At 69.8% G+C, this 13405-nt stretch carries 12 protein-coding genes; 1 reads left to right on the top strand and 11 read right to left on the bottom strand.

What is annotated here, in order from left to right; translation table 11 throughout:
• Window positions 1-55: 55 nt before the first annotated feature.
• The 4 genes from P6897_RS05075 to P6897_RS05060 are packed head-to-tail and all read right to left on the bottom strand — an operon-like array spanning window position 56 to window position 3879.
• On the bottom strand, window positions 56-1804 hold the full coding sequence (locus tag P6897_RS05075) for a choice-of-anchor G family protein (protein ID WP_282502292.1): 1749 nt from the start codon (window positions 1802-1804) through the stop codon (window positions 56-58).
• Window positions 1801-2562, bottom strand: coding sequence for a hypothetical protein (locus P6897_RS05070; RefSeq protein WP_282502291.1), 762 nt, complete (start codon window positions 2560-2562; stop codon window positions 1801-1803). The genes P6897_RS05075 and P6897_RS05070 overlap by 4 nt, the downstream gene beginning before the upstream one ends.
• A 16-nt stretch (window positions 2563-2578) precedes the next feature.
• Window positions 2579-3130, bottom strand: coding sequence for a signal peptidase I (locus P6897_RS05065; RefSeq protein ID WP_282502290.1), 552 nt, complete (start codon window positions 3128-3130; stop codon window positions 2579-2581).
• 59 nt (window positions 3131-3189) lie between these two features.
• Window positions 3190-3879: a SipW-dependent-type signal peptide-containing protein gene (locus P6897_RS05060; RefSeq protein ID WP_282502289.1), complete on the bottom strand. Its 690-nt coding sequence runs from the start codon at window positions 3877-3879 to the stop codon at window positions 3190-3192.
• A gap of 290 nt (window positions 3880-4169) precedes the next feature.
• Between P6897_RS05060 and P6897_RS05055 the strand changes: the two genes are divergently transcribed.
• The gene (locus tag P6897_RS05055) at window positions 4170-6749 is read left to right on the top strand and encodes a LuxR C-terminal-related transcriptional regulator (RefSeq protein ID WP_282502288.1); all 2580 of its coding nucleotides are present in this window, start codon (window positions 4170-4172) and stop codon (window positions 6747-6749) included.
• Between the two features lie 13 nt (window positions 6750-6762).
• Here the strand turns inward: P6897_RS05055 and P6897_RS05050 are convergent, their stop codons facing one another.
• From P6897_RS05050 to P6897_RS05020, 7 genes are all read right to left on the bottom strand, one after another.
• A complete protein-coding gene (locus P6897_RS05050; RefSeq protein WP_282502287.1) occupies window positions 6763-7482 on the bottom strand; it encodes a regulatory protein RecX in 720 nt (239 codons plus the stop codon).
• Window positions 7479-8531: a recombinase RecA gene (gene recA / locus P6897_RS05045; protein WP_274177548.1), complete on the bottom strand. Its 1053-nt coding sequence runs from the start codon at window positions 8529-8531 to the stop codon at window positions 7479-7481. The genes P6897_RS05050 and recA overlap by 4 nt, the downstream gene beginning before the upstream one ends.
• 279 nt (window positions 8532-8810) lie before the next feature.
• A complete protein-coding gene (locus tag P6897_RS05040; RefSeq protein WP_112613755.1) occupies window positions 8811-9035 on the bottom strand; it encodes a DUF3046 domain-containing protein in 225 nt (74 codons plus the stop codon).
• 15 nt (window positions 9036-9050) lie between these two features.
• Window positions 9051-9371, bottom strand: a complete 321-nt coding sequence (locus tag P6897_RS05035; RefSeq protein ID WP_112613753.1) for a helix-turn-helix transcriptional regulator — start codon at window positions 9369-9371, stop codon at window positions 9051-9053.
• 157 nt (window positions 9372-9528) lie between these two features.
• Window positions 9529-10074, bottom strand: a complete 546-nt coding sequence (locus P6897_RS05030; protein WP_114587978.1) for a CinA family protein — start codon at window positions 10072-10074, stop codon at window positions 9529-9531.
• Window positions 10071-10643, bottom strand: coding sequence for a CDP-diacylglycerol--glycerol-3-phosphate 3-phosphatidyltransferase (pgsA, locus tag P6897_RS05025; protein ID WP_282502286.1), 573 nt, complete (start codon window positions 10641-10643; stop codon window positions 10071-10073). Before pgsA ends, P6897_RS05030 begins: the two co-directional genes overlap by 4 nt.
• Before the next feature lie 17 nt (window positions 10644-10660).
• On the bottom strand, window positions 10661-13384 hold the full coding sequence (locus P6897_RS05020) for a DNA translocase FtsK (protein WP_282502285.1): 2724 nt from the start codon (window positions 13382-13384) through the stop codon (window positions 10661-10663).
• Window positions 13385-13405: the final 21 nt, after the last annotated feature.

Here is a 13405-nt window from a genome sequence, read left to right as displayed (position 1 = left end):
CGTGCTCGTGGGGTCGACCCGCGAAGGCCGACCCCACAATCGGTGATGGGCACCGTCAGGGCGCAGTGACCGGACCCGCCGACGCCGTGGCGAACGTCGTGGCCGCGATACCGCCGAGGCCGTCCGCCAGTCCGAGCCGCAGGGCGGCGACCTTGTACTCGGCGGTCGACTCGCCCGACGCCGCCGTGAACGTCGCGTCCGGCGGCGCGTTCGGCTGATCGGGCTGGACATTGACCATCAGCGATACCACCGACGGCAGAGCGTCGACCACGGAACCGAGTGCCGTGATGACTGCGGTCACCGCCGTCGCGAGCGTGCCGCCGAGGGTCGTGAGCGCCCCGGTGATCGTGGTCGAGACGGTGTTCGCAACGGCCGTCGTGAGCGGCGTCGCCAGCCCCGACACGTCCCGGACAAGCTGGCCCACGGTGGTGCCCAGGCCCAACGCGCGTAGGAGGGTGTCGATCGTGCCGCTCAGACCCGCCGCCTCGGCTGTGACCGTCAACGTTGGCGAGGTGCCGTCGATGAGCGCCCCCAACGGCCCCACGAAACCGATGTCAGTCGTCAGCACATTCAGGCCGGGAAGGATGCCGATGCCCGGCGCAGTCACGACGGCTTCGAGCGCGACCGTGACCGTCGCCTCGCGGAGCTCCGCGGTGAGCGCGGCGACGATCTGCGACGACCAGTTGTCCAGCAGGACGCCGGCGCGATCCACGATCGGGTTCAGCACGGCGTCGTTGAGGACGATCTCGGTGTTCGGCGCAGCGTTGTTGAGGGAGGGCAGAAGGGCGTCGAGGTCGACGTCGATCGTGCCCGCCTGCAGGTTGATCGTGACGACCCCGTCGGTGAGCGGCGTGTTCAGCAGCGTGGCGACCGATCCGAGGAGGTCGAGTCCGGTGATCGAGACGTTTCCACCGACCGTCGTGGTGAGGATGCCGGGCAGCCCGGCGTCGACCCCGGCGCCGATGGACGAGCCGATGAGCCCGCCCGGCCCGGTCAGCTGACCGACCACGCCGCCGAGCGTGTTCACGGCGGTGGTGGTCGTGCTGACGAGACTCTGGACGACCGGGGCGTCGAGCTGCAGTCCGAGCCCGGCGATGCCGTAGTCCCGCACGACGGCGCTCGCGGGCGCCGTCTCTCCCCACAGCTGATCGCGCAGCAGCGCGCACCCGTCGACCTGCGAGCTGGCCGCGACCGCGCCGACCTCGAGGTTGGCGTCGGCGATCCCGGTGACGGCCGGGAGGATGCCGCTCAGCCCGACGCGCGCACGTGCGGGCAGGGATGCCGGGGGCGTCGTGTCCGACACGAGCACGGCCCCGGAGTCGTTGACGAGCCCGGACGCACCTGCCACCGAACCGTCGGCGGTCACCCTCGCATACTGGTTCACGGCGCCCAGCGCCGCTCCCGGCAGACCGACGGTGAAGCCGGTCAGGTCGACGTTGATCGCGCTGAGAGCCGTCACGTCGAACGGGTTGGCGTAGACGTACGATTCCGGCGGTGCCGAGCCGAGGTCGATCGCGTTGGACGGTGACACCGTGACGTCGCCCGCGCCGTCGAGGGCGAGGACCATCTGCTCGAGGTCGGCGAGGGGATCCAGGTCGAGCTCGAGGAGCGAACCGCTCAAGAAGCGGCCGGAGGCGACGGAGGCGAATCCTGTGCCGTCGGTGCAGTCGAGCGTGGAAGTGCCGACCTCTCCGTGTACCCACTCCGCCGTGTTCCAGGCGGCCGTCGTCGCCGTGACCGTCATCGGGACACCGACGACGGCCACCGCCGCGATAGCCACTACGGATCGGGTTCGAGTCTTCATGCGCGGGCCTCCCGGCGGTGCAGGCGCAGGGCGAGCCCCGCGGCGAGGAATCCTCCGGCGAGCGCCAGAACGGCGGCCAGAGCGGACAGGTCGCCACCGGTCGCCGGAAGCCCGGGCAGACCAGAGCCGGGAGCCGGTGCCGCCGGGGGCTGCGGTTGCGGCGGGACGGTGTCGTCGATGGCGACAGCCGTCAACACGAGACCGACGTCACCGGTCAGCCCCATCAGGGTCGTGTCGGCGCGGGCTTCGTCGCTGTCCTCGACCCCGATCGTGACAAGAAGGCTCACCGGCTCCGCCGCAGCGAGGTCGGGCAGGTCGAAGGTCGGGCTGGAGAAGCGGTAGTCGTCCGTAGGAGACGCCACTGTCACGGGTGCAGCACCCGATGCGCAGACCGGCGCGTCGGGCAGTCCCGTCCACTCCTCGGCACAGGACTGCACCCCGATCTCGAGGCCCCGCGGGTGCGCGACGAGGTCGCCGTCTTTCCGCAGCTCGAGCGCGAGAGTCGCGGTCGACGCATCCTCCAGTCGTGCCTGCACCTGCCACGCGCGCGTCTCGCCAGGGCTCAGATCTCGGAACTCCGCGGGATAGGGGTCGGCGGCGAGCACGAGGCGTCCGGGGGTACCCGTCTCGGGCACCTCCACGAGGGCCGCGTTCGCGGCGCCCGCCAGCAGGACCGTGCCCGTCATCAGGAGCGCGACGGAGCCCGCGGCAGCCGAGACGACGGCGACGCGATGACCGTGCGACGATGCACGTTTCATGGGTGGTTCTCCTTGTTCAGGTCTCGTGGGCGTCGGTGTCGGCGCGCGTCGGGGTGGGCCAGAGCGCCCAGGCGATCGCAAGCGCGATGGCGACACTGGCCGCGATCATCACGGGCGGCGTCTGCGCCCACAGCACCACCGAGCCGAGTGCGGGCGCGCTCGCGAGCACGCGAGGCGCTTCATCGACGACATAGGTCTGGCTGTCGGCGAACTCGTTGTCGTCTCCCTGGAGCGTCAGCTCGCGCTGGGCCGGCGCGGCCGCGACCTCGTCGATCGCGACGATCCGATGCGTCACCGGCTGCCCGGTGTCGGGGCGAGGCACCGTGACGACGTCACCGATACGCAGGTCCGCGGCATCCGTCAGCTGTGACACCGCAGCCGTTCCGACGGGCATGGTCGGCGACATCGAGCCGGTGACGAAGACGACGATCGAGAGTCCCCACAGCCAGGCGGCGAGAAGCCAGGCGATCGTGACGATGCCGATCACGCCGATCAGCGTGATCACGACATCGCGGATCCGGCCGAGCCGGGAGGGGCCGACGGGATCGGCTCCCCCCGACTCAGTCATGCCGCCGCCGTCTCGAGCCGCCGCAGGCGTCGTCGAGGATGGCGTGCGTGGACATGGGATCAGGACTCCGCCTGGAACTCCCACGCGGGGGCCACGGTCAGCCCCATGTAGTCGTCGATCGTCGTCCCCGGCGCGAGCGTCAGGGGATCGGGGAGCGAGATCTCGAAGCAGTACACCTGAGTACTGCCGGCGTCCTCGAGGAGCGACTGGCCGGCGCTGCCGCCGGTCGTCGCGAGCGGGCCGTCGGCGATGAGGGTCGTGGTCGTCCCTGCGGCGAAGGCGGTCGCATCGCACGTGAAGGCGGCCGTGGCCGTCGCGACGCGCACGTTCAACGCGCCGAAGAGCAGTCCCGCGGTGTCGTTGGTCGTCACGCCTGCCGCCGGAACGGCGGGCTGCAGATCGACGTCGCCGGCGACCGAGCCCGGCGCCGTGCGCAGTGCGACGGCCGCGTAAACGGTGTCGCCCGGAGCAAGGTCGAGGGCATCCGGACCGAAGACGATCTCCCCACCGGGGTTGGCGGGCTCGTTCACCCAGTCCGCTGCCGTGGTGTAGGGCGCGACGGTGTTCTGTTCGACGGAGAACGTCGACGTGCCGACCCCGGGGCCGCCGGCGCCGTCGCCGCCGAAGACCCATTCGGTGTCGGTCCAGGCCGCGAGCGTGGCGGTGACGCCCAGCCCCAGTGCTGCCCCGCCGGCAGCGATGGCGAAGACCTTGCGGCGGGTCGTCCCCCGTGTGGTGGCAGTTTTCATGGTCGGAGTTCCCCTCGTGTCTACCGGCCTCGTGTCAGCCGGATCCGGTGTGATTCGAGGCGACGCTAGGGCGGGGCGACAGCGCCACGACAGCGATCGACCGGCGCCTCAGTGGAGAAATGAGTAGCGCCGCCCCCGCAGGCCGCCGTGGTGCGACCGCGGTGTTCGCGAATCAGTAGAAACTCAGCCCAACCTCAGTAGTCCACGGGGCACCTACCGATAGCCGCGCCAGGATCGTCTGGGTAGGTTGTGAGCGTGAGCCGGATCTCGCTGGGGAGAGGAGCTGAGGCATGGCAGGGTGGGAGCGCCCGGAGGAGTCTCGAAGCGGAGATGACGCAACAGGCGACGTCATCGGAGACGGGAGGCTGCCGGATGCCGTCGCCGGCGCACTCATCAGTGGTCGATCGATCGTCATGGGCGGGCCGCTCGGATCGGGGAAGAGCTTCCTCCGGTCACGCGTCGTCGACGTGCTACAAAGCCGCGGCGTCGATCCCGTCGTCGTCCGAGCGTCAGCGGTGCTCCGTCGCACCTACGCCAATGTGCTCGAGGCGGCATCCGACCCTCGCGCCCTCGCACTCCTCCACGACGGGTCGGCCACGGCCACCCCGATCGTGGTCGTGGACGACGCGCAAGAGCTCGACGCGGTGTCGCTCGCCGCGCTGTTCCGAGCGGTCCATTCGGGGCGTGCGACCGTTCTCATGGCGGTGACCGAGCCTCGCCTCCCCACGAGCAGGACCGACGAGGTCGTCGACGTCATTCACGACCTGTGGCTGTCAGGCTCGGCCGATCGGATCGAACTCTCCCGGCTCTCCCCCCGGGACGCTGACCGGCTCCTGACCGTGTTCGCACCCGGCGACCCGTTCGACAGCGTGACGCGCGCCGCGATCCTGTGGTCGGCAGATGGTTCGCGGCTTCTGCTCCGCGCGCTCGTCGACGCGAGTCTCGCGGCGCTGGCGGAGGACCGTGACCCGATCACAGCCATCGCCGACGGCGCATCCTACGAAACCCTCGCGGCCGCGCTCCACGCCCACGTGCGAGATCTCGATGACGACCAACTGCGTGCGCTCGTCCTCATCGATCGAGCGCCCGGCATCTCCCGCTCCGAGGCGACCCGGCTCGTGTCCGCGTCGGTCGTGAACGAACTGCGGGCATGCGGACTGGTGTACGACGACAACAGCGCAGGTCATCGGCTCAGCGCCAACCGCGTGCTGGCGCGCGCTGCAGCGCGCGCACTCGGCAGACAGCGATCCGAGGCGGTGATCACCGAGGCGCTGGATCGGCTGTTGCGAGACGACGGTCGCTGGTGGAGCGCTCCGCTCGCCCGTCTCCTGGCAGACCGCTGGTTGCGCACCGTCGCGCGTCCCACCGACCTCGACGGCATCTCGCCGGACTTCATCGAGCGCGTGATCCTCGACGCGGCCCGTGAAGCGAACGACGCCGGCGATGCAGCCGACGCCGGCGCTTACGCCGCGTGGATCACGAGCGACGTCGACACACCCGCGATCCGGCTCGAGCACCGTGTCGCGACGGCCAGCCTCGATGACGGGCACGCGGCGCTACCGGTCCTCGACCTCGCCGACAGCGAACGGCGGCGGGCGCACGCACTCGTGACGGTGCGGCCCGCCGATGGTGAACGCGCAGCCGCGGACCGACATCACACCGTTCCCGACGACGCCCTCGTCCGATCCCGCCAGGCCGTCGCCGATCTCCGCCTGCGCGACGCGGTCGTCTTGACCGAGCACGTCCGCCGCAATCCGGCCACATCGCTGCTGCGCGATCGGGTCGATGTCGAGCTTCTCGCCGGCATGGCCCGTGCCTACCTCGGCGAGACCACCGCGATGCGCGAAGCCCTGGACCGCGCACTGCGCCCGTTCGCGTCGGGATCGAACCTCGACGACACCCTCGATCGTCTCGCGGCGCGCTCGTACGACCTCGCGTGCCACACCGTCGCGGGAACCGATGACCGTGAAGCGGTCGACCGACTGAATTTCGAACGCGACATGGCCGTGCGGGCGGGCGGCCCCGCGCTCGCGGCGGCATCGCTCGCGGCCGTCTTGGTAGAGGTCAGACGTGGCCGCGCCCTCGCCGCGCGACGTGAACTGCGCGCGGCCGCCGACCGAGCGCCTCACCTCGGCGGCGAATCATTCACGATGATCGAGCTCGAGACGGCGTACGGCCTCGCTCTGTTCGATCATCCGCGGGAGGCGCGGCAGTTGCTCGGCGCCATCGACGTGTCGTCCTCGGCGAGCCGGATGCTGCGGCAGTCTTTCGCAGCGACGTCGTCGGTCGTCGCCGCAGCCGACGGCAGGCTCAGTGAGGCGCATGCCCATGCCGCAGAAGCCTGGGCGCTCAGCAGCGTGACGGATGCCGTCATGCTTCAGGTCCGGGACGTGCACCGTCTCGCGGTCCTCGGCCACCCTCATGTGGAGCAGACGCTCGACGTGATGCGCGGGACGATCGCGGGTGTCGAGGCCCCGTGCGCGCAGGCGCTGCTGCGCGACGCCGAGTCAGCCGCTGCGGAAGGCGAACGCGCGATGGCCGTGTCTGCCGGTACGCTGCAACGGTTGCGCGCAGCCCTATCCATCCGCGAGGGTCGCGACGTCGCCGCGGTATCCGCACCCCACAGCTCGTCCAAGCTGCTCACGACGCGCGAGCGCGAGATCGCTCACCTGGTCGCAGACGGCTTGTCGAACCGCAGGATCGCCGAGGTCCTCTTCGTGTCCGTGCGGACCGTGGAGTCGCACATCTACCAGGCGCGGGCGAAAGTCAACGCTTCGACGCGACGAGAACTCGCCGCAGCCGTCGCAGGCGAACACAGGCCCGAGAAGCGGCCGACGTCACCGCCCTCGCAAATGAACGCGCGGCGGTGATCGTTCGGATCCGTCAGCCGTCTTGCTCCGAGAGCGCCTGACGAGCTGCATCCAGCGCGACGGACCCGCGGAAGCCCCGGCGCGCGAGTTGCCCGTGCAACCGCCGAAGTGCGACGTCGTGATCGAGCCCCGACATCCCGCGCGCGCGCTGCCGAGCGAACTCGAGCGCGCGCTCGGCTTCGTCGTCGGGCAGCGACGCCATGGCGATGTCGATGACCTCGCGGTCGAGGCCGCGACGAGACAGGGTCTGCGCGATCGCGGTGGCGCCTTGCGCCTTGCGCCCGAGCGCCCCGTCGAGCAGTTGCTCCGCCAGCCGACTGTCATCGAGATAGCCGTTGTCGAGGAAAGCGGCGATGACGGCATCGGCGTCAGCCTCGGCGAGTTCCGCCTCGCGCAGGACGTCGCGAGCCTCGCGCACGGACAGCGACCTGCCGCGCAGGCGTTTGAGCAGCGTGCGCTCGGCACGCGCGCGCACGGCGGCATCGTCCGCGGGGGCTTCGTCAGCGGACCTCACCGCTGCCGGCTCGACGGGAGCCGGTCGAACCGCGGGCGACGGACGGGAAGCAGCTGTTCGCGGTTCGGTGGTCCAGGTGGTGTGCCACTTCTGGCCGTCATCCGGGACGCGCGCGCTTCGCGGGCGAGGCGCCGACGGGGCGGCATCCGCTTGCCCGAAGAGCGGGATGACGGGGGCGAGGCGCTCGGCCTCGCCCCCGTCGTGATCCGTAGCGCTCACGCCGGGCGGCGCGCCGCGAGGTCGTCGCCCTGGACCGGAGCAGGGGCAGCGGGCTGACCGATATCGAGCTTCTGCTTGATCTTGTTCTCGATGTCGGCGGCGATGTCGGCGTTCTTGATCAGGAAGTTGCGGGCGTTCTCCTTGCCCTGACCGAGCTGCTCACCGTCGTACGTGTACCAGGCGCCCGACTTCTTGACGATGCCGTGCTCGACACCGAAGTCGATCAGGCTGCCCTCGCGAGAGATCCCGACGCCGTAGAGGATGTCGAACTCGGCCTGCTTGAACGGCGGCGCCATCTTGTTCTTGACGACCTTGACGCGCGTGCGGTTGCCGACCGCTTCGGTACCGTCCTTCAGCGTCTCGATACGGCGGATGTCGAGGCGAACCGACGCGTAGAACTTCAACGCCTTACCGCCGGCGGTCGTCTCGGGCGAGCCGAAGAAGACACCGATCTTCTCGCGCAGCTGGTTGATGAAGATGGCCGTCGTCTTGGTCTGGTTCAGGCCACCGGTCAGCTTGCGGAGCGCCTGCGACATGAGGCGTGCCTGCAGACCGACGTGAGAGTCGCCCATCTCGCCCTTGATCTCGGCCTCGGGAACGAGCGCAGCGACGGAGTCGATGACGACGAGGTCGATCGCCCCGGAGCGGATCAGCATGTCGGCGATCTCGAGCGCCTGTTCACCTGTGTCGGGCTGCGAGACCAGCAACGCGTCGATGTCGACGCCCAGCTTCTGAGCGTAAGACGGGTCGAGCGCGTGCTCGGCGTCGATGAACGCCGCAATACCGCCCGCACGCTGCGCGTTGGCGATGGCGTGCAGGGTCAGCGTCGTCTTACCCGATGACTCGGGTCCGTAGATCTCGATGATGCGGCCACGCGGGAGACCTCCGATGCCGAGAGCGACGTCGAGGGCGATCGACCCCGTCGGCACGACCTCGACGGGCGCGCGCTCGTCGGAGCCGAGGCGCATGACCGATCCCTTTCCGAACTGACGGTCGATCTGGGCGAGGGCCGATTCGAGGGCCTTCTCGCGGTCAGCGGGTGATGGCATGGCGTGCTCCTTATGCTCGCGTTTCCGACGCCTGTAGGCTGTCGCGCTCCCGGCTCGGTGCCGGGATGCTGCGACAAGGCATGGTGTGTCTCTCGACGCTGTCCACGGTACGGAGGGCCTCCGACATTCGTCGGCTACCGGGCCGTATCCGGGGATCCTCGACGGGATGAACCACCTGTGCAGGACACTACGCCCGTTTCGAACGAATATTCGACGACACGCCGCAACATCCGGTTCAGCATCGAACACGCACGGCGTCGGCGACCGCACGTGGGACCGTCAGCGTTCCCGCGGATCCAGCCGCCCGACCCCGTAACGTCGGGGCTCGGGTACGTCGGCCTCGACGCACAACGCGAGCCATACGGCGCGAGGCGGCTCGCCGTCGGCCAATGCCTGGCGCGCGGTGCGGTCGCCCAGCGGCCCCAGCGCGAGATCGTCGATCAGAGCAGGACCGCGGCCGGCGAACTCCGCCTCGACGGCGCGATCGAATTCACTGCGACGCATCGGACCGCGCGAAGCTCAGTGCAGCGAGAGCTCGGGTGCGATGAGGTCGTTGTCGAGACCCGCGATGTCGTCGGGCACGACATCCGAGAGCACCGGCAGCCCCTCCAGCACGGAGATGCGGTCGCCGACTTCGCGCATGATGCTCGAGATCGGCACGTCGAGGGCTTCGGCCACCGCGGCGAGGATCTCGCTCGATGCTTCCTTCTGACCGCGCTCGACCTCGCTCAGATAGCCGAGCGCGACGCTGGCGCGGCTGGCCACCTGCCGGAGCGTGCGACCCTTCTGCAGGCGGAGGTCACGCAGAACATCGCCGATCTCCTGTCGAACCAAGATCATCTCGGACCCCCTCCTTCGTCGTGGTGCTGGCTTGTCCCGGGTGGACAACGGTATCTCATCAGCACGCCACCCTAGCCCGCACCTGCTGTGGGTCGGATGAGAGTTGACATGCGCTGCTCACGATGACAAGAACCGCGATCGCCGCTCGTCTATTCCGTCACAGCGCGTCGAGCGCCAACCGGATCGCCCGGGCGGTGGCCTCCGCGCGGATCTGCGCACGGTCGCCCCCGAGGTGCAGGCTCTCGACCCGCACACCGAGCGCCGTCGCCACCGCGATGTGCACCGTTCCGACGGGCTGTCCATCAGGTGAGCCCGGTCCCGCAATACCGGTCGTGGCGATGCCGACATCCGCCACTGCATCGCCCGGCCCGAGCGCGGCGCGCGCACCCTCGGCCATCTGACGCGCGACCCGCGGGTGCACCGCCCCATGCGCCTCGAGCAGTGCGCCATCGACGTGGAGCAACCGCTGCTTCAGCTCGGTCGCATAGGCGACGACTCCGCCGCGCACCACCGACGACGCTCCCGAGACCGCGACGAGCTCGGCGACCACGAGTCCGCCTGTCAGCGACTCGGCCACGGCGAGCGTCCACCCCAGCTCGCCGAGTCGCTCGATGAGGCGCTCAGCGTCGGTGCGCCGACCCGGCGAGACGAGTGTCGCCTCGACATCATCCGGGAGGTCGTGGACATGCTCGCGCGCCGTCACGATCCCACTCCGCTCCGTCGCGCGCCGCGGACGGCGGTGATGACGTAATCGATGCCGCTCGCGGCGGTCAGCAGCACGGCGATCCACATCGCGATGCCGTTGACCACGTGGATCCAGTCGCCGACGATCGTCCACAGCGGCAGGAGGGCCAGTGACAGTGCGATCGCCTGTGCGACGGTCTTGAGCTTGCCCATCCATGCCGCGGCGACGACGTGATCGCCCGCGACGATGAGCCGATGCACGGTGATGCCCAGCTCGCGCACGAGCACGACGATGGTGACCGCCCAGGGAAGCTCGCCGAGCATCGAGAGCCCGACGAAGGCCAGGCCGGTCAGAACCTTATCGGCGATCGGATCGAGCAGCTTTCCGAGATCCGTGACGATGCGGTACTTGCGGGCGAGGTACCCATCGATGCCGTCCGTCGCGATCGCGACGATGAAGAGCACGCCGGCCCACCAGCGCAAAGCGCCGTCCGCTCCCCCGTCGACCAGCAGCAGCCAGAGGAAGACGGGGGCGCACAGGATGCGCGCGATCGTGATCGCGTTGGGCAGTTGCCGAGGGATCGCCACGGAGCCGAGCCTATCCGTCAGTCGCGTCCGGTGAGGCCCCAGGCGTCTTCGGAGGCGTCGTCACCGTCGACAACCTCCAGCCCCTCGAACTGCGCTTCGACGGGGTCGACGGCGCCGCCGGCGGGAGCGGCAGCCGCGGGAGCCGGCGGGTCCTCTCCCCGCAGCCGTGCCAGGACGGCCGGCAGCTGGTCGGGGGTGACGAGGACGTCACGCGCCTTCGAACCCTCCGAGGGCCCGACGATCTCGCGAGATTCGAGGAGGTCCATGAGGCGTCCGGCCTTGGCGAACCCGACGCGCAGCTTGCGCTGCAGCATCGACGTCGACCCGAACTGGGTCGACACGATCTGCTCGGCGGCGGCGAGCAGCAGCTCGAGGTCGTCACCGATGTCGGCGTCGATCTCCTTCTTCTCGGCGACCGCGGCCACGTCGGAGCGGTACTCCGGCTGGGCCTGGCCCTTCACGTGTGCGACGACCTTCTCGATCTCCGACTCCGCCACCCACGCGCCCTGCACACGGATGGCCTTCGACGTGCCCATCGGCAGGAAGAGGGCGTCGCCCTGACCGATGAGCCGGTCGGCGCCGGGCTGGTCGAGGATGACGCGGGAGTCCGTGACGCTCGTGACGGCGAACGCGAGCCGTGACGGCACGTTGGCCTTGATGAGGCCCGTCACGACGTCGACCGACGGTCGCTGGGTCGCGAGCACGAGGTGGATGCCGCTGGCGCGTGCGAGCTGGGTGATGCGGACGATCGAGTCCTCGACGTCGCGCGGAGCGACCATCATGAGGTCGGCGAGCTCGTCGACGACGACCAGGAGGTAGGGGTACGGCTTGAGCACGCGCTCGCTGCCCGCCGGGAGCTGGATCTCACCGGCCACGACGGCCTTGTTGAAGTCGTCGATGTGACGGAAGCCGAAAGACGCGAGATCGTCGTACCGCATGTCCATCTCTTTCACGACCCACTGCAGCGCCTCGGCCGCCTTCTTCGGGTTCGTGATGATGGGGGTGATCAGGTGCGGCACGCCGGCGTAGCTCGTGAGCTCGACGCGCTTGGGGTCGATGAGGACCATCCGGACGTCGGTGGGCTTCGCCCGCATCAGCAGGCTCGTGATCATCGAGTTCACGAAGCTCGACTTACCCGATCCGGTCGAACCGGCGACGAGCAGGTGAGGCATCTTCGCGAGGTTCGCGACGACGAATCCGCCGCCGACATCCTTGCCGACGCCGATCGTCATCGGGTGGGTCGACGAGGTCGCGGCGTTCGAGCGCAGCACGTCTCCGAGCGTGACGATCTCGCGGTCGGTGTTGGGGATCTCGACGCCGATCGCGCTCTTCCCGGGGATGGGCGCGAGGATGCGAACCTCGTTCGAGGCGACGGCGTAGGCGATGTTGTTCGTCAGGGCCGTGATCTTCTCGACCTTGGTGCCGGGCCCGACCTCGATCTCGTACTGCGTGACTGTCGGCCCACGCGAGAACCCGGTGACCTTGGCGTCGATCGAGAACTGCTCGAAGACACCGGTGATGGCCCGCACGATCGCGTCGTTCGCCTCGGACCGCGTCTTGGCGGGGGTGCCGGCGCCGAGCGCCGCGACGGCGGGCAGGCGGTACGGCGTCGCCGGGGGCTGACCGTGGAAGTCGCCGCCGAGGCCGGTGAGCCCGGGCAGCTCTTCGATCTCACCGGTGTCGTGGTCATCGCGCACGGCGGTGTCGGCCGGCCGGCCGGAACGGGCGGCCGTGGCCGCCCGCTCGATGACGGAGGGGTCGATGATCTCGGTCGGCGCGTCGGGAAGCGGGGGCGGCGTGGCGACGGCCTGCTCGAATCCGCCGGCGACAGAACCGGCGACGGAGGGGCCGAGAAGCTCGGTGAGGTCCTGCGACGCACTGCCGTCGTCGGGATCCTCCTCGCGGCCGCTCTTGTTGCGACGCCACCACGGCAGCGCGTCTTCGTCCTCGTCGTCGTCCACTTCCGCGGGCGTCGCCTTCTTGCCCTTCTTCGGCGAGAAGGCGACGGTCGGAGCGTCGCCATCGGGGTCGGCGGCCGGACGCTCGGCGCCGAACATCCAGGCGTACAGGTCGCCGAGGCGGCTGCCGATACGGTTCGGCGGCGTCTTGGTGAGGATGAGGATGCTGAGGACCGTGACGAGACCCAGGACGGCCGCAGCCCCGTAGACGGTGAGAATGGTCAGCGGCTCCCCCACGGCCCATCCGAACAACCCGCCCGACGCGCTCAGCTCGAGCGCACCGGCCTTGGGCTCGGGGCGCGTGCCGAAGACATGGCAGAACCCCGCCACAGAGAGGATGAACAGGCCGAAGCCGATGCCGATACGCCCGTTGTTGTTGACCGACGCGGGATGCCGGAACAGCCAGCCCGCGAGGAAGAGCAGCAGCACCGGCATGATGAACGCCTCACGACCGATGAGGAAGCCCACCGTGTAGGCGCTCACGAGCGTGCCGGCCTCGGTTCCGATCATGAACCATTCGACCGCGGCGCCCGCGATCGCGAGCAGCACGAGGAGGAAGGGCAGCCCGTCGCGACGCTGGTCCTTCTCGAGCGTCTCGGGTCCGAATGCACGGAACATTCCGCCCGTGGCGTGGGCGAGCCCCATCCAGGCGCGCGCGATCACCGGAGGCCGGTCGGCCTCGTCGACGTATCGCTTGGGTGTCGGTTCGCTCTTGCGGGCGCGCGAGGTCGAGGTCTTCGCCGGTGCGCGGCGTCCGGAGGGCGCGTTCGTGCTCCTGGCCATTCCTCCACGGTACGCGGGGGT

Origin of the sequence: Microbacterium sp. BDGP8 (assembly GCF_029991045.1) — a bacterium.
Taxonomy (GTDB): Bacteria; Actinomycetota; Actinomycetes; order Actinomycetales; family Microbacteriaceae; genus Microbacterium; species Microbacterium plantarum.
This window is presented reverse-complemented; position numbering and strand designations above follow the sequence as displayed.

What these genes read in the sequence shown, in the direction of transcription:
- P6897_RS05075 (WP_282502292.1), bottom strand. Translation starts at nt 1,804, where the DNA reads ATGAAGACTCGAACCCGATCCGTAGTGGCTATCGCGGCGGTGGCCGTC.
- P6897_RS05070 (WP_282502291.1), bottom strand. Translation starts at nt 2,562, where the DNA reads ATGAAACGTGCATCGTCGCACGGTCATCGCGTCGCCGTCGTCTCGGCT.
- P6897_RS05065 (WP_282502290.1), bottom strand. Translation starts at nt 3,130, where the DNA reads ATGACTGAGTCGGGGGGAGCCGATCCCGTCGGCCCCTCCCGGCTCGGC.
- P6897_RS05060 (WP_282502289.1), bottom strand. Translation starts at nt 3,879, where the DNA reads ATGAAAACTGCCACCACACGGGGGACGACCCGCCGCAAGGTCTTCGCC.
- P6897_RS05055 (WP_282502288.1), top strand. Translation starts at nt 4,170, where the DNA reads ATGGCAGGGTGGGAGCGCCCGGAGGAGTCTCGAAGCGGAGATGACGCA.
- recA (WP_274177548.1), bottom strand. Translation starts at nt 8,531, where the DNA reads ATGCCATCACCCGCTGACCGCGAGAAGGCCCTCGAATCGGCCCTCGCC.
- P6897_RS05040 (WP_112613755.1), bottom strand. Translation starts at nt 9,035, where the DNA reads ATGCGTCGCAGTGAATTCGATCGCGCCGTCGAGGCGGAGTTCGCCGGC.
- P6897_RS05035 (WP_112613753.1), bottom strand. Translation starts at nt 9,371, where the DNA reads ATGATCTTGGTTCGACAGGAGATCGGCGATGTTCTGCGTGACCTCCGC.
- P6897_RS05020 (WP_282502285.1), bottom strand. Translation starts at nt 13,384, where the DNA reads ATGGCCAGGAGCACGAACGCGCCCTCCGGACGCCGCGCACCGGCGAAG.